16 protein-coding genes and 2 rRNA genes (1 of these 18 only partly in view) are annotated in these 18,569 nt (G+C 71.2%); 11 read left to right on the forward strand and 7 right to left on the reverse strand.

Annotation, left to right across the window (positions count from 1 at the left end; genetic code table 11):
- From OG386_RS26620 to OG386_RS26635, 4 genes are all read left to right on the forward strand, one after another.
- Nucleotides 1-1,159 (forward strand): 23S ribosomal RNA (locus OG386_RS26620); it begins 1,964 nt to the left of the window's first position.
- A 76-nt stretch (nt 1,160-1,235) separates the two neighbouring features.
- A 5S ribosomal RNA gene (gene rrf, locus OG386_RS26625) occupies nt 1,236-1,352 on the forward strand.
- A 100-nt stretch (nt 1,353-1,452) separates the two neighbouring features.
- Nucleotides 1,453-1,716: a hypothetical protein gene (locus OG386_RS26630; RefSeq protein WP_328790217.1), complete on the forward strand. Its 264-nt coding sequence runs from the start codon at nt 1,453-1,455 to the stop codon at nt 1,714-1,716.
- Nucleotides 1,713-2,099, forward strand: coding sequence for a hypothetical protein (locus OG386_RS26635; protein ID WP_328790218.1), 387 nt, complete (start codon nt 1,713-1,715; stop codon nt 2,097-2,099). Before OG386_RS26630 ends, OG386_RS26635 begins: the two co-directional genes overlap by 4 nt.
- Nucleotides 2,100-2,110: 11 nt before the next feature.
- On the opposite strand, the gene OG386_RS26640 is transcribed toward OG386_RS26635, so the two are convergent.
- Genes OG386_RS26640 through OG386_RS26660 form a run of 5 tightly spaced genes read right to left on the reverse strand, consistent with a single transcriptional unit; the run spans nt 2,111 to nt 7,631 of the window.
- Nucleotides 2,111-3,421, reverse strand: a complete 1,311-nt coding sequence (locus tag OG386_RS26640; RefSeq protein ID WP_328790219.1) for a DUF58 domain-containing protein — start codon at nt 3,419-3,421, stop codon at nt 2,111-2,113.
- On the reverse strand, nt 3,421-4,407 hold the full coding sequence (locus tag OG386_RS26645) for an AAA family ATPase (protein ID WP_327385148.1): 987 nt from the start codon (nt 4,405-4,407) through the stop codon (nt 3,421-3,423). The genes OG386_RS26640 and OG386_RS26645 overlap by 1 nt, the downstream gene beginning before the upstream one ends.
- Nucleotides 4,404-5,690 carry a DUF4350 domain-containing protein gene (locus OG386_RS26650; RefSeq protein WP_328790220.1) on the reverse strand — a complete coding sequence of 429 codons (1,287 nt, stop codon included), beginning with the start codon at nt 5,688-5,690 and terminating at the stop codon, nt 4,404-4,406. The genes OG386_RS26645 and OG386_RS26650 overlap by 4 nt, the downstream gene beginning before the upstream one ends.
- Nucleotides 5,687-6,367 carry a DUF4129 domain-containing protein gene (locus OG386_RS26655; RefSeq protein WP_384844410.1) on the reverse strand — a complete coding sequence of 227 codons (681 nt, stop codon included), beginning with the start codon at nt 6,365-6,367 and terminating at the stop codon, nt 5,687-5,689. Before OG386_RS26655 ends, OG386_RS26650 begins: the two co-directional genes overlap by 4 nt.
- Nucleotides 6,368-6,374: 7 nt before the next feature.
- Complete coding sequence (locus OG386_RS26660; RefSeq protein WP_328790221.1) at nt 6,375-7,631, reverse strand: glycerophosphoryl diester phosphodiesterase membrane domain-containing protein; 1,257 nt, start codon at nt 7,629-7,631, stop codon at nt 6,375-6,377.
- Between the two features lie 314 nt (nt 7,632-7,945).
- Between OG386_RS26660 and mtrA the strand changes: the two genes are divergently transcribed.
- From mtrA to OG386_RS26690, 6 genes are all read left to right on the forward strand, one after another.
- Entirely contained in the window at nt 7,946-8,635 is a 690-nt protein-coding gene (gene mtrA, locus OG386_RS26665) for a two-component system response regulator MtrA (protein ID WP_189747360.1), read from the forward strand.
- A gap of 22 nt (nt 8,636-8,657) precedes the next feature.
- Nucleotides 8,658-10,601: an MtrAB system histidine kinase MtrB gene (mtrB, locus tag OG386_RS26670; RefSeq protein WP_405787416.1), complete on the forward strand. Its 1,944-nt coding sequence runs from the start codon at nt 8,658-8,660 to the stop codon at nt 10,599-10,601.
- The gene (locus OG386_RS26675) at nt 10,591-12,477 is read left to right on the forward strand and encodes an LpqB family beta-propeller domain-containing protein (RefSeq protein ID WP_328790222.1); all 1,887 of its coding nucleotides are present in this window, start codon (nt 10,591-10,593) and stop codon (nt 12,475-12,477) included. Before mtrB ends, OG386_RS26675 begins: the two co-directional genes overlap by 11 nt.
- Before the next feature lie 64 nt (nt 12,478-12,541).
- Nucleotides 12,542-13,333 (forward strand): ComF family protein, encoded by a 792-nt coding sequence (locus OG386_RS26680; RefSeq protein WP_328790223.1) that lies wholly within the window; start codon nt 12,542-12,544, stop codon nt 13,331-13,333.
- A gap of 293 nt (nt 13,334-13,626) precedes the next feature.
- Nucleotides 13,627-14,322 carry a ribosome hibernation-promoting factor, HPF/YfiA family gene (gene hpf / locus OG386_RS26685; RefSeq protein ID WP_030010104.1) on the forward strand — a complete coding sequence of 232 codons (696 nt, stop codon included), beginning with the start codon at nt 13,627-13,629 and terminating at the stop codon, nt 14,320-14,322.
- A gap of 209 nt (nt 14,323-14,531) precedes the next feature.
- Nucleotides 14,532-15,275: a response regulator transcription factor gene (locus OG386_RS26690; RefSeq protein ID WP_328790224.1), complete on the forward strand. Its 744-nt coding sequence runs from the start codon at nt 14,532-14,534 to the stop codon at nt 15,273-15,275.
- A gap of 59 nt (nt 15,276-15,334) precedes the next feature.
- On the opposite strand, the gene OG386_RS26695 is transcribed toward OG386_RS26690, so the two are convergent.
- Entirely contained in the window at nt 15,335-16,507 is a 1,173-nt protein-coding gene (locus OG386_RS26695) for a winged helix-turn-helix domain-containing protein (protein ID WP_328790225.1), read from the reverse strand.
- Nucleotides 16,508-16,751: 244 nt separating this feature from the next.
- On the opposite strand from OG386_RS26695, the gene OG386_RS26700 reads away from it, so the two are divergent.
- Nucleotides 16,752-17,972 (forward strand): IS110 family transposase, encoded by a 1,221-nt coding sequence (locus OG386_RS26700; RefSeq protein ID WP_328787263.1) that lies wholly within the window; start codon nt 16,752-16,754, stop codon nt 17,970-17,972.
- On the opposite strand, the gene OG386_RS26705 is transcribed toward OG386_RS26700, so the two are convergent.
- Nucleotides 17,945-18,553, reverse strand: coding sequence for a GNAT family N-acetyltransferase (locus OG386_RS26705; RefSeq protein WP_328790226.1), 609 nt, complete (start codon nt 18,551-18,553; stop codon nt 17,945-17,947). The genes OG386_RS26700 and OG386_RS26705 overlap by 28 nt on opposite strands.
- Between the last annotated feature and the right edge of the window lie 16 nt (nt 18,554-18,569).

The raw sequence follows: 18,569 nt of genomic DNA on the forward strand, positions 1-18,569 counted from the left end.
CCGCAGAGACCAGCGAGAAGCGACTGTTTACTAAAAACACAGGTCCGTGCGAAGCCGTAAGGCGATGTATACGGACTGACGCCTGCCCGGTGCTGGAACGTTAAGGGGACCGGTTAGTGACCTTTCGGGGTTGCGAAGCTGAGAACTTAAGCGCCAGTAAACGGCGGTGGTAACTATAACCATCCTAAGGTAGCGAAATTCCTTGTCGGGTAAGTTCCGACCTGCACGAATGGCGTAACGACTTCTCGACTGTCTCAACCATAGGCCCGGTGAAATTGCACTACGAGTAAAGATGCTCGTTTCGCGCAGCAGGACGGAAAGACCCCGGGACCTTTACTACAGTTTGATATTGGTGTTCGGTTCGGCTTGTGTAGGATAGGTGGGAGACTTTGAAGCAGCCACGCCAGTGGTTGTGGAGTCGCCGTTGAAATACCACTCTGGTCGTGCTGGATGTCTAACCTCGGTCCGTGATCCGGATCAGGGACAGTGTCTGATGGGTAGTTTAACTGGGGCGGTTGCCTCCCAAAGGGTAACGGAGGCGCCCAAAGGTTCCCTCAGCCTGGTTGGCAATCAGGTGTTGAGTGTAAGTGCACAAGGGAGCTTGACTGTGAGACCGACGGGTCGAGCAGGGACGAAAGTCGGGACTAGTGATCCGGCGGTGGCTTGTGGAAGCGCCGTCGCTCAACGGATAAAAGGTACCCCGGGGATAACAGGCTGATCTTCCCCAAGAGTCCATATCGACGGGATGGTTTGGCACCTCGATGTCGGCTCGTCGCATCCTGGGGCTGGAGTCGGTCCCAAGGGTTGGGCTGTTCGCCCATTAAAGCGGTACGCGAGCTGGGTTTAGAACGTCGTGAGACAGTTCGGTCCCTATCCGCTGTGCGCGTAGGAATATTGAGAAGGGCTGTCCCTAGTACGAGAGGACCGGGACGGACGAACCTCTGGTGTGCCAGTTGTCCTGCCAAGGGCATGGCTGGTTGGCTACGTTCGGGAGGGATAACCGCTGAAAGCATCTAAGCGGGAAGCCTGCTTCAAGATGAGTATTCCCACCTCCTTGAGAGGGTAAGGCTCCCAGTAGACGACTGGGTTGATAGGCCAGATGTGGAAGCCCGGTAACGGGTGAAGCTGACTGGTACTAATAGGCCGAGGGCTTGTCCTCAGTTGCTCGCGTCCACTGTGTTAGTTCTGAAATAACGAACAGCTGTGTCAACACCAGCGTTCAAATTTCATAGTGTTTCGGTGGTCATAGCGTTAGGGAAACGCCCGGTTACATTCCGAACCCGGAAGCTAAGCCTTTCAGCGCCGATGGTACTGCAGGGGGGACCCTGTGGGAGAGTAGGACGCCGCCGAACAATCATTGTGGGAAAGCCCCGCACCAACCCTTACGGGTTCGGTGCGGGGCTTTTCTGCGTTTACCCCACGGTGATGTTTACGTGGGCGTATACTCGGAGCATGTCTGATGCCATGATCCGTGTGCCGGCCGAGGTGAGAGACCGCCTGGCCGTCATCGCTGAGTCCCGCGGGACGTCCATCCGGTCTCTGGTGCAGGAGTTTGCCGAGACGACGCTGACCGCAGAGGAGCGGCGGGAGCGGGCGGAGCGAGCCCGGGCTTATATGGCCGATCACTTCGGGGTGGACGTGACCGATGAGGAGAGTGCGGCCATGGGCCGAAAGCTCCGTGAGGCCTTCGCGCGGCAGGAGGACGCGGCCGCGTGATCCAGCACCACCTCGTCCTGGACGCGCCGTCCTTGCTTGCGCTGTCCGGGAATCGGCAGGTGTCCGCGCTGATTCACCATGCCCATCTCGATGCGGAGACGCGGTTGTGGGTGCCGGTCCTGTCGGTCCTCGAGGCCGACGTGGTTCTCGCGGGGATCGCCGAGCACATCGGCCAGCTCGACGTGATCCACATGCTCGACCTCGACTATCCGGCCGTCCTGGCTGTGGCACAGATGTGCCGCGACGGAGTGCCGGCCGGTGTCGCAGCCGCCGTCCATGCCGCACGTCACCTTCCCGAGTGGGGTTCGCAGGCACTGGTTGCCACGGTCGAGCCGAAGGCCTATGAGGGGCAGGGAGTGGGCGTCTTCGATCTGAACCGCTGAGCCTTCGCTCCTCAGAGGCGGCCGGCGGCCTTCAGGGCCAGGTAGGCGTCCGCCAGGGACGGCGCCAGGGTGTCCGGGGTGGCGTCGACGACGTGGACGCCGTGGCGGCTGAGCTGGTCGGCCGTGCGGCGGCGCTGGGACTGGGTCTGGGTACCGGCGGCGGCCTCGTAGACGGCGTCCACCGAGCCCCGTGAGCTTGTCATGGCCGCGACATGAGGGTCGGCGACCGAAGCCAGCAGGACCGTGTGGCGCTGCGTGAGGCGGGGCAGCACCGGGAGCAGGCCCTCTTCGATCGGGGCCGCGTCCAGGCTCGTCAGGAGCACCACCAGGGACCGGCGCGGGGCGTTGCGCAGGATGGTGGAGACCAGGGTCCGGGCGTCCGTCTCGACCAGTTCCGGCTCCAGGGTGGCCATCGCGTTGACGAAGGACGGGAGGGTGTCGGCCGCCGAGCGGCCCTGGACCTGGGCGCGGGGGCGGCGGTCGTGGGCCAGGAGGTCCACGCGGTCGCCGGCGCGGGTGGCCAGGGCTGCGAGGAGCAGGGCCGCGTCCATCGCGGAGTCCAGGCGGGGGGCGTCGCCGACGCGGCCCGCCGAGGTGCGGCCGGTGTCCAGGCAGATGAGGATGTGCCGGTCGCGTTCGGGGCGCCAGGTGCGGACGGCCACCTTGTTCTGGCGGGCCGTGGCGCGCCAGTCGATGGAGCGGGTGTCGTCGCCGGGGACGTAGTCGCGGAGGCTGTCGAACTCGGTGCCCTCGCCGCGGGTCAGGACGCTCGTACGGCCGTCCAGTTCGCGCAGGCGGGCCAGCCGGGACGGGAGGTGCTTGCGGCTGGTGAAGGGCGGCAGGACCCGGACGGTCCAGGGGGACGTCTGGGAGCCCTGGCGGGCCCACAGGCCCAGGGGGCCGTAGGAGCGGATCGTGACGCGGTCGGCCCGGCGGTCGCCGCGGCGGGTGGGCAGCAGCCGGGTGGTCAGCCGGCGGCGTTCGCCCGCGGGGACGACCACCTCGTGGCGGGACGCCGCCGCCTCCGTGCCCGGGAGCCAGCTGCTCGGGGGCCAGGCGTCGCGGACGCGGGCCCGGAGCTTGCGGCCGCTGGGGTTGGTGACGGTGAGGTGGACCTCCGCCGGCTCGCCCAGGCGGACCGAGGTGTCTCCGGAGCGGGCCAGTACGAGGCCGCGTACGGGCGCCGCCAGGGCGCCGTCGAGCGCGCAGGCCAGGGCGATCGGGCCGTTGACCGCGAGCATGCCGGTCCAGCTCGGTTCGAGGAGGCCGACCGGGATGCTGCCGAGGGCCGCCAGCAGGGCGGCGCGTCCGGTGAGGGCCATCAGCGCGGGACGGGGACGTGGGAGAGGATCGCCGTGATGACGGCGTCGGCCGTGACTCCCTCCATCTCCGCTTCCGGGCGCAGCTGGACGCGGTGGCGCAGGGTCGGCAGGGCGAGGGCCTTGACGTCGTCGGGGGTGACGTAGTCGCGGCCGGTGAGCCAGGCCCAGGCGCGGGCGGTGGCCAGCAGGGCGGTCGCGCCGCGGGGGGAGACGCCGAGGGTGAGGGACGGCGATTCGCGAGTGGCGCGGCAGACGTCGACGACGTAGCCGGCGATCTCGGGGGAGACGGAGACCTGGGCGACGGCCTGGCGGGCGGCTTCGAGTTGGGCCGGGCCGGCGACCGGGCGGACGCCGGCGGCGTGCAGGTCGCGGGGGTTGAAGCCGGCGGCGTGGCGGGTCAGGACCCCGATCTCGTCCTCGCGGGAGGGGAGGGGGACGGTGAGCTTGAGGAGGAAGCGGTCGAGCTGGGCTTCCGGGAGGGGGTACGTGCCCTCGTACTCGACCGGGTTCATGGTGGCGGCGACGAGGAAGGGGTCGGGCAGCTTCCGCGGGGTGCCGTCGACGGTGACCTGGCGCTCCTCCATCGCTTCGAGGAGCGAGGACTGGGTCTTGGGCGGGGTGCGGTTGATCTCGTCCGCGAGGAGGAGGTTGGTGAAGACCGGGCCGTCCTGGAAGGAGAACTCGGCGGTGCGGGCGTCGTAGACGAGCGAGCCGGTGACGTCGCTCGGCATCAGGTCCGGGGTGAACTGGACGCGCTTGGTGTCGAGTTCGAGGGAGGCGGCCAGCGCCCGTACCAGCAGGGTCTTGGCGACGCCGGGGACGCCTTCGAGGAGGACGTGGCCGCGGCACAGGAGCGCGACGACGAGCCCGGTGACGGCGGAGTCCTGACCGACCACGGCCTTGCCGATCTCGGTGCGGAGCGCTTCGAGGGAAGCGCGGGCGCTGTCCGCGGTCACTGCCGTGGACTCGGTGGCCGGGTACGTCATGACGTACGGACCTCTCTTTCGAGGGCGTCGAGGTGGTCGGCGAGCGCGACGAGTGCCGCGTCGTCGGAGGGGGTGGTGCCGAAGAGGAGGGCGGTCACGTCCCGGGGCTCGCCGGTCAGGCGGGCGGAGACGGCCGGGGCCAGGGCCGCGGGGTCGTGGGCCTGGGTGTGCGGTACGCCGAGCAGCGCGGCGAGGCGTTCGCGGGTGGCGGTGCGCAGCACGGTGGCGGCGCGGTCGCGGGCGTCGGTCTTGCGGTAGAGGCGGGCGCGGCCCTCGGTGGCCTCGGAGGCGCGGATGGCGACGGGGAGCTTCTCGGTGACGAGGGGGCCCAGGCGCCGGGCGCGCCAGAGGGCGGCGAGGACGGCGGCGACGAAGAGCTGGAGCAGGGCCCAGGACCAGCCGGCCGGGATGAGGTCGAGGAGGCCCTTGTCCTCGGCGGAGGGCGCGGTGTCGGGGTCGGAGTCCGCGAGGGACGGCAGGTACCAGACGAGGTCCGGGCGGGAGCCGAGGAGTTGGAGGGCGAGGGAGGCGTTGCCTTCGTCGGCGAGGGACTCGTTGAGGAGGATCGTCTCGGAGCCGAGGAGGACGGTGTCGCCGCCGGCGGGGCCGGTGGGGAGGACGAGGAGCGTGGGGTGGCCGCCGCTGGGGTAGCAGGCGGTGGTCCGGGGCAGGGCGGTGGTGTAGGTGAGGCCGCCGCCGGTGTCGGCGCGGCCGGCCGAGGTGGCGGCGGGCAGGGTGCAGCCGGGGTCGGGGCGGTCCGTGGTGGCGTCGCCGGAGGTGCGCACGCCGGGGGAGAGGTCGCCGAGGCTGTGGCTGCTGGGTGCGAGGAGGACGGTGCGGCCGCCGGAGAGGTCGATGGCCGAGCGGATGACGTCGCGCTGGGTGGCGCCGAGCCGGTCGGGGTCGGTGACCAGGAGAGTGGTGCGGGGGCCGGTGGCGGCGGCGGCCTCGCGGGCGGTGGTGACGACGCGGGTGGTGACGCCGCGTTCCTTCAAGAGCTCGGCGACGGCGCGGCTGCCGAAGGGGTCGGCGCTGCGGGGGTCGAGGCCGCCGTGGCGGGTGCCGGAGTCGAGGGCCGCCATGGCGACGGCGCCGGCGGCGAGGACGGCCACGGCGGTGAGGACGCGGCGGATCCGGCGAAGGCGGCGGGTGCGCGGGGCGCCGTCGGCGGGTGGGGGTGCGTGGCCGGGGGTACCGGCCGAGGGCTCCCGCGCCTCGGGCGCCGACGGGGCCGACGGCGCCGAAGTGGCCGTCGGCGTGGCCGGGTCGGTCGGGCCGGTCATGCGGTGGGTCCCGTCAGCAGCGGCTTTGCGCGGTCCAGGGTGAGGTCGAGGGCGCGCAGGCGGGCGTACGTGTCGGCGTCGGCGGTGCGGCCGCCGTAGGTGACGTCGTCGAAGGTACGGGCGGCGGCGCGGAGTTCCGCGGCGTGGTCGGGGAGGGAGACCGCGGCTTCGGCGGCGGCCTCGTCGGCGGTGCGTCCGGGGCGCGGGTCGAGCAGGGTGCGCTCCTCCAGGGAGCGGACGACGGCGCGCATGCGTTCCTGGACGGCTTCGGTCCAGCGGCCGGCCGCGGCGTGGGCGTCGGCGGCGGTGCGGTGGTCGGCGGCGCTGCGGGTGCCGTCGGCGAAGAGGACGCCCGTGCCGGTGGTGATCCGGCCGGGGGTGCCGAGGCGCCACCAGAGGGCGCCGACGGCGAGGACCACGAGTACGAGGATCACGACGAGGCCGAAGCCGCCTCCGGGGGTCGCCCCGGAGGCGGCGCCGAGCATGTCGTCGAGCCAGTCGAAGAACTTGCGCAGGGCGCGGTCGAGCAGGCTCGGGTCGTTCTCGTGGTACATCGGCTTGGACAGTTCGCGCTCGGCCGCTTCCCTGGCGGGTTCGCGCGGTGTCGTCACCGGTGGTGTTTCGGCGCTCGGCAGGAGCGCCGTGGCGCGGGTGATGAGGCCCCCCGTACTCATCATCTGTGCGTCAGCCTCCGGTCGTGCCGTAGTTCTCGAGGCCTGCGGCCCGGGCGAGCTCCAGGTCGAGTCCCTCGCGGCGGATGCGCTGGTCGACGTAGAGGAGCACGGTGACGCCGGACTGGAACGGCATGACGATGGTCTGCGCGATGATCAGGCCGATCGCGGGGGCGATCAGTGCGCCCCAGTTGTTCATGTTGGCGGGGCTGCCGTCCGCGAGGGCGTCGAGGCCGCCGCTGAAGGCGAAGACGCTGAGGAGCTGGAACGGCATGACGATCATCGCCGAGATGAAGCCGGCGATGATGATGGTGAGCAGCGTGATGCCGAAGATGCGCCACCAGGTGCCCTTGACGAGCTTCGAGGAGCGCGCGAAGGCCTTGAACACGGTGCTCTTCTCGAGCATCAGGGCGGGCGAGGCCAGTGTGAACTTGATGCCCAGCCAGAGCAGGAGCGGCAGCCAGACGAGGCCGCCGAGGACGGCGAGGGCGGGGGTCTCGGCGAGGAGGCCCGGCAGGATCAGTACGGCGCCGAGCAGGACGGCGCCGAGGGCCATCAGCAGCGTGAGCCCTATCAGGCGCAGCAGCTGGGGGCGGGACTCGCGCCAGGCGTCGGAGACCGAGGAGTGCTGGCCGAGCACGGCGCGGCTGAAGACCATCGTGAGCATCGCGGTGACCACGATGGTGCCGAGGAACTGGATGAACTGGACCACTGCGGTCGCGCCGATGGTGCTGCCGATCGCGTCGATGAATTCCTCGGGGCCGGCGTCCGGGGAGGCGGAGATGGCGAGGTCGTCCAGCATGAACTTCTGGGCGATCACGCTGATCACCTGGACGACGGTGGCCACGACCAGGGTGATCGGCAGGACCGCGCGCCAGTGGGTGCGCATGGTGGCGACCGCGCCGTCGAGGATCTCGCCGAGGCCCAGGGGCCGCAGGGGGATCACACCGGGCTTGGCGGCGGGGGGCTGGCCCCACTGGCCGGGGGCGCCCGGGTAGCCGTACTGGGGGCCGTACTGGCCCGCCTGAGGGGTACCCGGCTGCTGCCCCCAGCCCGAGGTGGGCTGCGGCTGCGGCTGCGGGGCCGCGGGCGTGGTGCCCGGGTTCGACCACTGACCGGGCGGCGGCTGTTCGGCGGACCACTTCGGGTCGCCGGCGGGCTGGGCGGGCTGGGCCGGCGGTGCGGGCTGCTGCGCGCCGCCGTCGGTGCCCGGCCGCTCGCTGTCAGACGGAGAGGATCCGGGCGAAGCCCAGCCCGGAGAGTCGTTCATCGTCACTCCTTCATGTGCGCCTGCCGCGGCAGGGCGCTGGTCGCTGCCATCGTGCCACGTGGGGGGCCCGAACGGAGTAGGGGGTGGGCAGCGGATCGCGTGCGGTGGCGGGGCGGGGAGGGCCGGCCCGGGAGGATTCCGACCGGTCGGACGGTTCCGGGCGGTAGTGAGGGGTTCTCCGCAGCCCGTACCTTCAATAGTCGACCCGTTCGGGGGCAGACTGGTGGAGCTGATCTCCACACAGGTCCGAGGGTCGATTTCCAGCCCTTTTGGCTGTGGGACAGCTCACCGCCGGGTCACGATTAGCTAATGGGATGATGTCAACCATGAAGGGACGCGTCCTTGTCGTCGACGACGACACCGCGCTGGCCGAGATGCTCGGCATTGTGCTGCGTGGAGAAGGTTTTGAGCCGTCGTTCGTAGCAGACGGTGACAAGGCACTTGCTGCCTTCCGGGAGGCGAAGCCGGACCTGGTGCTGCTGGACCTCATGCTGCCCGGGAGGGACGGCATAGAGGTCTGCCGCCTGATCCGGGCGGAGTCCGGCGTGCCGATCGTCATGCTCACCGCCAAGAGCGACACGGTCGATGTCGTCGTGGGCCTGGAGTCCGGGGCCGACGACTACATCGTGAAGCCGTTCAAGCCGAAGGAGCTGGTGGCCCGTATCCGGGCCCGCCTGCGCCGGTCGGAGGAGCCCGCGCCCGAGCAGCTGGCCATCGGTGACCTGGTCATCGACGTGGCCGGGCACTCGGTCAAGCGGGACGGCGCCTCCATCGCGCTGACCCCGCTCGAGTTCGACCTGCTGGTCGCCCTCGCGCGCAAGCCCTGGCAGGTCTTCACCCGTGAGGTGCTGCTGGAGCAGGTTTGGGGCTACCGGCACGCGGCGGACACCCGCCTGGTCAACGTGCACGTGCAGCGTCTGCGCTCCAAGGTCGAGAAGGACCCGGAGCGCCCCGAGATCGTCGTGACGGTGCGTGGTGTCGGCTACAAGGCCGGACCCAGCTGACGTGCAGTCCGGTACGTCCGGCGTGTCCGGTAGGGTCCCGGGCGGCTTCCACCCGTGGAGGCTGCGCTTCGGCCGGCTGTTCCGGGACCGGGCGTCGAGCAGCCGTGTCCTGCGGTTGTTCCTGCGCCTGGCGCGCCGACCGCTGCTTCCGGCCGTCCGGCTGTGGCGGCGCAACATCCAGCTCCGGGTGGTCGCCGCCACCCTGTTGATCTCGCTCGCCGTGGTCCTCGCCCTGGGGTTCGTCGTCATCGCCCAGGTCAGCAGGGGTCTCCTCGAGGCCAAGGAGGAGGCGGCACAGAGCCAGGCCGCGGGCGGGTTCGCGGTGGCGCAGGAGAAGGCCAACGCCCCGGCCACGGTGGACGGGCCCGACGCCACCGACAACAAGGTCGGCCGGGACGCCAGTACGTGGATGAACTCCCTGGTCAAGCAGTTGGCCAGTGGTGGGCAGACCGCTTTCGAGGTCGTCGCGCTGGGTGCGGGCACGGGTGACGAGGCGCTGCCCGGGACGCAGGGCGTCAAGGGCGCCCGGGCCTCCGGCAACGTGGACCCGACCGCCAGCGTCCCGCTGCCGCTGCGCCGGGCCGTCAACCGGGCCACCGGCGCCTTCAAGACCTTCTCCGAGATCCGCTACACCAGTGGGGACGGGGCGAAGGAGCCCGAGCCGGCGCTGGTCATCGGCAAGCGGCTCTCGGACATCAACGGCGACCCGTACGACCTGTACTACCTCTTCCCGCTCACGCAGGAGGAGGAGTCCCTCAACCTGATCAAGGTCACCATCGTGACCGCGGGCATGTTCGTCGTCGTCCTGCTCTGCGGCATCGCCTGGCTCGTCGTGCGCCAGGTGGTCACACCGGTCCGGATGGCCGCCGGGATCGCCGAGCGGCTCTCGGCCGGGCGGCTCCAGGAGCGGATGAAGGTCACCGGTGAGGACGACATCGCGCGCCTCGGCGAGGCCTTCAACAAGATGGCGCAGAACCTCCAGAACAAGATCCAGCAGCTGGAGGAGCTGTCCCGGATGCAGCGCCGCTTCGTCTCGGACGTCTCGCACGAGCTGCGCACCCCGCTGACGACGGTACGGATGGCCGCCGACGTCATCCACGACGCCCGGGTCGACTTCGACCCGATCACCGCGCGCTCCGCCGAGCTGCTCGCCGGGCAGCTCGACCGGTTCGAGTCGCTCCTCGCCGACCTGCTGGAGATCAGCCGCTTCGACGCCGGGGCCGCGGCCCTGGAGGCCGAGCCCATCGACCTGCGTGACGTCGTGCGCCGGGTCATCGACGGTGCCGAGCCGCTCGCCGAGCACAAGGGCACCCGGATCCGGGTCCTGGGCGACACCCAGCCGGTCATCGCCGAGGCCGATGCCCGGCGGGTGGAGCGGGTGCTGCGCAATCTGGTGGTCAACGCCGTGGAGCACGGCGAGGGCCGCGACGTGGTGGTCCGGCTGGCGTCCGCGGGCGGGGCCGTCGCCGTCGCCGTACGGGACTACGGGGTCGGGCTGAAGCCCGGCGAGGCCACCCGTGTCTTCAACCGCTTCTGGCGGGCCGACCCGGCGCGGGCGCGCACGACCGGCGGGACCGGCCTGGGCCTGTCGATCGCCGTCGAGGACGCCCGGCTGCACGGGGGCTGGCTGCAGGCTTGGGGCGAGCCGGGCGGCGGTTCGCAGTTCCGGCTGACCCTGCCGCGCACGGCCGACGAGCCGCTGCGGGGCTCGCCCATCCCGCTGGAGCCCGAGGACTCCCGGGCCAACCGCGCCAACCGGGCCAGGGCCGCGGCCGAGGCCGCGGGCGGTGCGGCGGAGCGTACGCCCGCCGACGCGGGCGACCGCTCGCCGATACCGCCGCGCTCGCCCGTCGCCGGAGCGATGCCGGTGCCCGCAGACCCGACGGCCCTGCCGGGGAACGGGGCACGGGTCGTGGCCCGCCCGGCCGAACAGGCACAACAGGAGGACCGAGCCGATGGACGCTGAGCCCTTGGACGCGCGGGCGGGGCGTGCGCGGGTGCGGCGCCGGCGGCTGCGCACCGTACGGGCGTACGCCTTCGGCGCGGCCGGGCTGCTGCTCGCGGGGTGTGCCTCCATGCCGGACCGGGGCGACATCCGTCCGGTGCAGGCCTCGCAGGGCGTGGATTCGCAGGTCCGGGTGTTCGGCGTACCGCCCGCGGACAAGGCCAGCCCGGCGGAGATCGTCGACGGCTTCCTGGAGGCGATGACCAGCGACGACCCGCAGCTGGAGACGGCCCGCAAGTACCTCACCGAGGCGGCTGCGAAGAGCTGGAAGCCCGGCTCGGCCGTCACCGTGCTCTCCTCCGGGCTCAACCGGGTTCCGAACCGCGGCGAGAAGGACCCGGACGGGCCCCGCTGGAAGGTGACCGGCAAGAAGCTCGCGACCGTCGACGAGCACAGCGCGTACCAGCCGCAGACCGGGGCCAGGGAGTACGAGGAGTTCCTCCAGCTCGTCCAGAACGAGGACAAGCAATGGCGGATCTCGACCCCGCCGAGCGGGCTCGTGCTCAGCGAATCGGACTTCCAGCGCATCTACATGCCGGTCAACAAGTACTACTTCGCGGGCGGCACGCTCGTCGCCGACCCCGTCTACGTGCGTCAGCGCACCGACCCGGACTCGCGGATGGACCCGACCACCCAGACCGTGCAGTCGCTGCTGGCGGGGCCGTCGCGGTGGCTCGCCCCGGTCGTGGAGTCCAGTTTCCCCACCGGTACGGAACTGAGCCCGGGCACCAAGTCCCTTTCGTACGACGGGCAGAACACGCTGCGCGTGCCGCTCAACGAGAAGGCCGAGAACGTCGCGCAGCCGCAGTGCAAGAAGATGGCCACCCAACTCCTCTACACGGTCAAGGACCTGACGGGTTCCCGGCTCGACCAGGTCGAACTGGTGCGGGCGGGCGGCAAGTCGACCTCGCTGTGTTCGGTGAGCGAGGTGAACGCGGCCGCGATCGCGGGCCGGCCAAAGATCCCCGAGTTCCAGTACTTCGTGGACAACGAGAAGCGTCTGGTCCGCATGAAGCTGGACACGAGCAGCGAGGACCAGCAGGTCCGGCCCGAACCGGTGCCGGGGCCGCTGGCCACCCCTCCCGGTTTCAAGGTCAGATCGGCGGCGGTCTCGCACGACGAGCGGCGCGCGGCCGTGGTCTCCGAGGACGAGCACGCGCTGTACGTCGTGCCGCTGGTCGGGAGCGGGGCGATGCCGCAGCCGTTGCCGGTCGGCAAGGGCGGCAAGGCGGCGTTGCTGACCGCGCCGAGCTGGGACGCTTCGGGTGATCTGTGGGTCGCGGACCGGGATCTGCAGTCCCCGGGGCTGTGGCGGGTGCCGGGTGGTGCCGGAACGCCCGAGAAGGTGCAGGTGGCGGGGCTCGACGGGCGGAAGATCGCTTCGCTGAAGGCGTCCGCCGACGGGGCGCGGATCGCCCTGCTGGTGGAGCAGCCCGGCGGCGGCAGCAAGGTCCTCTACGTCGGGCGGATCGAACGGCCCGACGGCAAGGGCGACTCCTCGGCGGTGTCGGTGCGCGAGCTGCGTCCGGCGGCCCCGCAGATGGTCGACGTGACGGCGATGAGCTGGGCGCCCCGCGGGCGGCTGCTCGTGGTGGGCCGGGAGAACGGCGGCGTGCAGCAGGCCCGCTACATGCTGGCCGACGGTTCGATGGTCGCGGCGAGCCTGCCCGGGGCCACCGGTCTGTCGGAGGTGGCGGTCGCGGCCACGGAGGACGAGGCGAAGCCGAAGCCGGTGGTCGCGTTCTCGGAGGACGGGATCGTGTGGCTTCCGCCGGGGGCGCAGTGGCGCACGGTGGCGGCGGGCGCGGGCGGCCGGGCTCCGGTGTACCCGGGCTGATCGGCCTTCGCGCGGGTCGTCCACAGGGGTCGCGCCCGGCGGCCGGGCCCGTCAGTGTGGATCCATGCGGGATGGGTGGCAGGAGCTCGCCGGGCTGGTCCTGCCGGTCGACTGCGCCGGCTGCGGGGCGGTCCGGGTGCTGGTGTGCGCCGAGTGCCGGGATGCGCTGAGCGGGGCCGGGGCGGGGCCGGTGCGGCCGTCTCCGCGGCCCGCGGGATTGCCGGTGGTGCTGGCCGCCGCCGTCTACGAGGGGGCCGTACGGAGCCTCCTGCTGGCGCACAAGGAGCGCGGGGCGCTACCGCTGGCCGGGGTGCTCGGCGCAGGCCTGGCGGCGGCCGTCCTGGCGGGCGGTGTCGGCGGTGCCGGTGGTGCGGGCGGTGCGGGGGACGTGGCGCTGGTCCCGGTCCCGTCGGCGCGGCGGCAGGTCCGGGCGCGCGGGCACGATCCGGCGCTCAGGATCGCGCGGGCGGCCGCGGGGCGGCTGCGGCGGGCCGGCGTTCCCGCGCGCGTGGCGCCCGTACTGGGGCTGCGGCGGGCGGTGGCGGACCAGGCGGGGCTGGGGGCCCGGCAGCGCCGGGAGAACCTCACGGGGGCGCTGGCGGTGCGCCGCGGCGGGTGGCGGCTCATGGCCGGTGCGGCCCGGATCGTGCTCGTGGACGACCTGATCACGACGGGGGCGACGCTGGCGGAGGCGGCCCGGGCGGTGCGCGCCGCGGGGCTGGTGGCGGGCCCGGGGACGGGCCCGGGGACGGTGCTGCGGGCGGCGGTGGTGGCCGCGCCGGCGGACTCCTTCAGGCGGATCGAACGCGCGCCACGTCTTTGCGCACCTCGGACAGAGCAAAAATCTTGTGAATAGATTTGGAACTGGCGGGGAAGGCCCATCGTTGCAGGTAGTAAGAGGGAACAGTCACCTGACTGGAAGTACATTCCGGTAGCGGGTGCCGACAACCGCCATAGAGGGATATGTTCGGTTGTAAGGAACTCAGGAGACTGTCTCTCGACTCCGAAGTCGGTGGGGTGTTGATCTTGCCGATGGGGGAGGAGGAGGTGAAAGTCGCCAAGTCCGAGGCTCCGGCCTTCACCGGAGTCTGGTGCGAAAGGGAGACGCTTCGCCCCGTCGGGCGGAGCTATCCGGGAACGGAGTTCTGCGTGGACATCGTCGTCAAGGGCCGCAAGACCGAGGTGCCCGAGCGGTTCCGCAAGCACGTGGCCGAGAAGCTGAATCCGGAGCGGATCCAGAAGCTCGACGCCAAGGTGATCAGCTTGGACGTCGAGGTGTCCAAGGAGCACAACCCGCGCCAGGCCGACCGTTCCGACCGCGTGGAGATCACCCTGCGTTCGCGGGGCCCGGTGATCCGTGCCGAGGCCGCCGCCGCCGACGCGTACGCGGCGCTGGACCTGGCTCAGGACAAGCTCGAGGCCCGGCTGCGCAAGCAGCACGACAAGCGTTACACCCGCCGTGGCAACGGCCGGCTCTCGGCGGCGGAGGTCGCCGACGTGGTGCCGGGCGTCGCATCGCTGAACGGCAGCGGACAGCCGGTGTCGGAGGAGAAGACGGACGGGGTGCCGATCACCCGGATCGGATCCCTCGAGGTGCAGGGCGAAGGCCCGCTCATCGTGCGCGAGAAGACCCACTCGGCCGCACCCATGTCGCTCGACCAGGCCCTGTACGAGATGGAACTGGTCGGCCACGACTTCTATCTGTTCGTCGACTCCGAGACGAAGTTGCCCAGTGTCGTTTACCGCCGTCATGCCTATGACTACGGCGTCATCCACGTGAACCCCGACGGTGCCTCCAGCTCGGAGGAACCGCGGGGCGGCGCCGGTGGCGCGCTCGGCGGCTGAGGCCGGGCACATCTGTTCATCGCCCCCGCGCAGGCGTTCCGGCGCCTGCGCGGGGGCGCCTGCATGACCGGTATGCGACGGGTATGCGCCAGGTGGCTCACTTTTGGCCCCCGGGCCGTGGCGCGGGCATGGAATCATGGCGTGCAGTCAACCGGCAGCGGTGTGTGTCCGGTTGGCCCGGCAACTGAGCACATGCAGGGGGAGGAACGATGGCGGACAGCTTCGGGCCGGCGCGCGGGGACAGCGGCGTCGCGGACTGCCACGGGACGGACCCGTCGCAGGAGCCCGCCCGGGAGCCCATCAGAGTGCTCGTGGTCGACGACCACGCGCTCTTCCGGCGGGGACTGGAGATCGTCCTCGCGCAGGAGGAGGACATCCAGGTCGTCGGCGAGGCCGGGGACGGGGCGGAGGCCGTGGACAAGGCGGCCGATCTGCTTCCGGACATCGTGCTGATGGACGTGCGGATGCCCCGGCGCGGCGGGATCGAGGCGTGCACCTCGATCAAGGAGGTGGCCCCCTCGGCGAAGATCATCATGCTGACGATCAGCGACGAGGAGGCGGACCTCTACGACGCGATCAAGGCGGGTGCGACCGGGTACCTCCTGAAGGAGATCTCGACGGACGAGGTGGCCACGGCGATCCGGGCGGTGGCGGACGGCCAGTCGCAGATCAGCCCGTCGATGGCGTCGAAGCTGCTCACCGAGTTCAAGTCGATGATCCAGCGGACCGACGAGCGCCGGCTGGTGCCGGCGCCGCGGCTGACGGACCGGGAGCTGGAGGTCCTGAAACTGGTGGCCACCGGTATGAACAACCGTGATATCGCCAAGGAGTTGTTCATTTCCGAGAACACCGTGAAGAACCACGTCCGCAACATCCTGGAGAAGCTGCAGCTGCACTCCAGGATGGAAGCCGTGGTCTACGCGATGCGGGAAAAGATCCTCGAAATCCGCTGAGGCGAGATCCGGAAGAGGCGACACGGGGCCCGGGCCCCGTGGTCGAAGTCCCGTCGGGCCTAGAGCGCAGCCAGTTCCGCGGTGACGGCCGCCGCCTCCGCGGGCGAGCTCGCGCGCTCGACGCGTACGTCCTCGCACCCGACCCACTCCGCCGCCTCCCGCAGGGCCCGCGCCATCGGGCCCGCGGCCTTCGGGGAGGTCAGCGAGAGCTGCCGGGCGACCAGCGTGCGGCCCTCGCGGGCCGGGTCGACGCGGCCCTGGAGCCGGCCGCCCGCCAGCAGCGGCATCGCGAAGTACCCGTGTATCCGCTTCGGCTTGGGCACGTACGCCTCCAGGCGGTGCGTGAAACCGAAGATCCGCTCCGTGCGGGGACGGTCCCAGACCAGGGAGTCGAAGGGCGAGAGCAGCGTCGTGCGGTGGCGGCCCCCGGGGGTCTGCGCGAGAGCCGCCGGGTCCGCCCAGGCCGGCTTGGACCAGCCCTGCACCTCGACCGGTACCAGCCCGGAGTCCGCGACCACCGCGTCGAACTGCTCGCCCTTGAGGCGGTGGTAGTCCGCGATGTCGGCGCGGGTGCCGACGCCCAGGGACCGGCCCGCCAGGGCGACCAGGCGGCGCAGGCACTCGCGGTCCTCCAGGTCGTCGTGGAGCAGCGCATCGGGAACGGCCCGCTCGGGGAGGTCGTAGACCCGCTTCCATCCGCGGCGCTCGCTGCACACCACCTCGCCGGTGTCCAGCAGCCACTCCACCGCGATCTTGGTCTCGGACCACTCGAACCACTCGCCGCCGTTCTTGGCGCCGCCCAGCTCGGTGGAGGTCAGCGGGCCGTCGGACCGCAGCCGGTCCAGGACGGCCCGCGTCGAGTGCTGCTTGTCCTCGAGGATGTGCCAGCGGTGGCCGCGGGTCCGGTTGGCCCGGCGGCGGAAGGCGAAATGCGGCCATTCCTCGATGGGCAGGATGCAGGCGGCGTGCGACCAGTACTCGAAGGCGTGCCGGTCCGACCAGTACGCCTGCTCCACGGCGTCCCGGCCGACCGCGCCCAGGCGCGCGTACGGGATCAGCTCGTGCGAGCGGGCCAGGACCGAGATGGTGTCCAGCTGCACGGCGCCCAGGTGGCGCAGGACCCCGCGGACCCCGCCGCGCCGGTCGGGCGCGCCGATGAAGCCCTGCGCGCGCAGCGCGATGCGCCGGGCCTCGTCGGCGGACAGGGACACGTGCGGCGGCGGGTTGCTCATGCGCCGAAGCCTAGGCGGCACCACTGACATTGATACTCGTAGCGGGTTCCGGTGGTCGTGGCTCTGCCACTGACTGACGCCCTGCTGGGCTGTCTTCCCGCTGTACCGTCCGGCTGCCGGGCCCGTTCTTCATGGCTCCGGCCAGGTGGAACATGACCTGATAGGAGCTTGGTCAGAAGCCCCCTCAATGTCCTGTCTGTCCCACCTGGCCGGTGTCACCTCCGGCTAGGAAGGCGCCTCCAGCATGACAGCAGCGGACACAGCGGGCACGAGCGGCCAGTGGGTGTTCGGCGGTGTGGACTCGCACGCCGACACCATCCACGTCGCGGTCATCACCGACAACGGCGGCCACCTCGCCGACGCAGAGTTCCCCACCACCACCGCCGGATACACGGCAGCCCTGGCCTTCCTCTGCGCCCACGGGGACGTGATCGCGATCGGCGTGGAAGGCACCGCGTCCTACGGAACCGGGTTCACCCGCGCCGCCGTCGCCGATGGCCTGAGCGTGCTCGAAGTCAACCGCCCCGACCGCGCCGAACGCCGCCGCAGCGGCAAGTCCGACCCCATCGACGCCTACGCCGCCGCCCGCGCCGCACTCTCCGGACGCGCCTCCAGCGCGCCCAAGGACGAGACCGTCACTGGCATACGCGCCCTCCACAACGCCGCCCGGTCCACGGTCAAAGCCCGCACCGCCGCCATGAACCAGATCGGGCACATCCTCGTCAGCGCCCCCGAAACCATCCGCGCCCGCTATCGGGCCCTGCGGGGAAAGCCGCTCATGGATGCCCTGGCACGACTGCGGCTCACGGCAACGACAGACGCCGTCCACACCGCCGTGCTGAGCGCTTTGAAGAGCCTCGCCCGACGCGTCCAGGCCCTGACCGCTGAACACGACGAGCTCACAGCAACACTCGACAGTGTGGTCACCGAACACAATCCGGGCCTGCGGGGCGCCTACGGCGTCGGCCCCGACACCGCGGCCCAGCTCCTGATCACCGCAGGCGGCAACTCCGACCGTCTCCGCACCGAAGCTTCCTTCGCGGCCCTGTGCGGGGTCGCCCCCGTTCCTGCCTCCAGCGGGAAGACCAACCGTCACCGCCTCTCCCGAGGCGGCGATCGCGCCGCCAACGCGGCCCTCTACCGGATAGCCCTCGTCCGCATGGCCAGCGACCAGCGCACCCGCGACTACGTGGCCCGCCAGACCGCGGCCGGCCGGACCAAGAAGGAGATCATCCGCCTCCTCAAACGGGCCATCGCCCGGGAAGTGTTCCGCTACCTCACCACGACGGTCGCCGTCCCCGAGGTCGCGGACCTGCGGCCCACACGCCAGGCCAAGAACATCACCCTCACCGCCGTCGCCCACCACTTCGGCGTCTGGCCATCGGTCATCTCATGCATCGAACGCGGCACCCGCCGCGACGACAACCTCGCCAACGCCTACCGCGACTGGCTCACCACTGCTTGACAGCCAATAGGAGCTTCAGCGGGCTCGTACGGCAGTCGCGAGGGCAGGCCCAGGTCGGACGGGAGCAAGGAGCCGACCCAGCAGTCCAGCAGTGCGCCGCCGTGCTCCATGCCGGCGCGCTGGACGCCCTCGACGAGGAAGCCCGCGCGTTCGGCGACGGCGCGGGAGCCGTCGTTGCCCACCCCGGCCCGCCAGACCAGCCGTACGACGCCCGCTTCGGTGAACGCCCAGCGGACGGCGGCCCGCAGGGCTTCGGCCATGTAGCCGCGGCCCCGGTGCCCGGCGACGGTCCAGTAGCCGATCTCGTGGGTGTGCGACCCCGTCCGGTGCACGGCGAGCGTGGCGACCAGCGGGCCGTCGGCCCCGAGCCGTACCGCGAAGTTGTACTCGGTGTCCTCGCGCCACCCGGCCGGGACGGTTTCCGTCACGTACGTCCGCGCGTGGGCGGGCTCGTACGGGACCGGCACCGATATCCAGCGCTGGATGTCGGGGTCCTGGCAGGCGGTGTACACCTCGGCCGCGTCCTCGGGGGCGTGCGGGCCGAGGACGAGGCGGTCGGTGGTCAGCGTGATCGGCTCCATGATCAGGATTGTGCCG

It is taken from the genome of Streptomyces sp. NBC_00273, from assembly GCF_036178145.1.
Lineage (GTDB): Bacteria > Actinomycetota > Actinomycetes > Streptomycetales > Streptomycetaceae > Streptomyces.

Coding starts and splice junctions, on each gene's coding strand:
- OG386_RS26655 (WP_384844410.1), bottom strand. CDS start 6,367: ATGATGAGTACGGGGGGCCTCATCACCCGCGCCACGGCGCTCCTGCCG.
- OG386_RS26640 (WP_328790219.1), bottom strand. CDS start 3,421: ATGGCCCTCACCGGACGCGCCGCCCTGCTGGCGGCCCTCGGCAGCATC.
- OG386_RS26645 (WP_327385148.1), bottom strand. CDS start 4,407: ATGACGTACCCGGCCACCGAGTCCACGGCAGTGACCGCGGACAGCGCC.
- mtrA (WP_189747360.1), top strand. CDS start 7,946: ATGATGTCAACCATGAAGGGACGCGTCCTTGTCGTCGACGACGACACC.
- OG386_RS26690 (WP_328790224.1), top strand. CDS start 14,532: ATGGCGGACAGCTTCGGGCCGGCGCGCGGGGACAGCGGCGTCGCGGAC.
- OG386_RS26675 (WP_328790222.1), top strand. CDS start 10,591: ATGGACGCTGAGCCCTTGGACGCGCGGGCGGGGCGTGCGCGGGTGCGG.
- OG386_RS26660 (WP_328790221.1), bottom strand. CDS start 7,631: ATGAACGACTCTCCGGGCTGGGCTTCGCCCGGATCCTCTCCGTCTGAC.
- OG386_RS26700 (WP_328787263.1), top strand. CDS start 16,752: ATGACAGCAGCGGACACAGCGGGCACGAGCGGCCAGTGGGTGTTCGGC.
- OG386_RS26650 (WP_328790220.1), bottom strand. CDS start 5,690: ATGACCGGCCCGACCGACCCGGCCACGCCGACGGCCACTTCGGCGCCG.
- OG386_RS26705 (WP_328790226.1), bottom strand. CDS start 18,553: ATGGAGCCGATCACGCTGACCACCGACCGCCTCGTCCTCGGCCCGCAC.
- OG386_RS26695 (WP_328790225.1), bottom strand. CDS start 16,507: ATGAGCAACCCGCCGCCGCACGTGTCCCTGTCCGCCGACGAGGCCCGG.
- OG386_RS26680 (WP_328790223.1), top strand. CDS start 12,542: ATGCGGGATGGGTGGCAGGAGCTCGCCGGGCTGGTCCTGCCGGTCGAC.
- OG386_RS26630 (WP_328790217.1), top strand. CDS start 1,453: ATGTCTGATGCCATGATCCGTGTGCCGGCCGAGGTGAGAGACCGCCTG.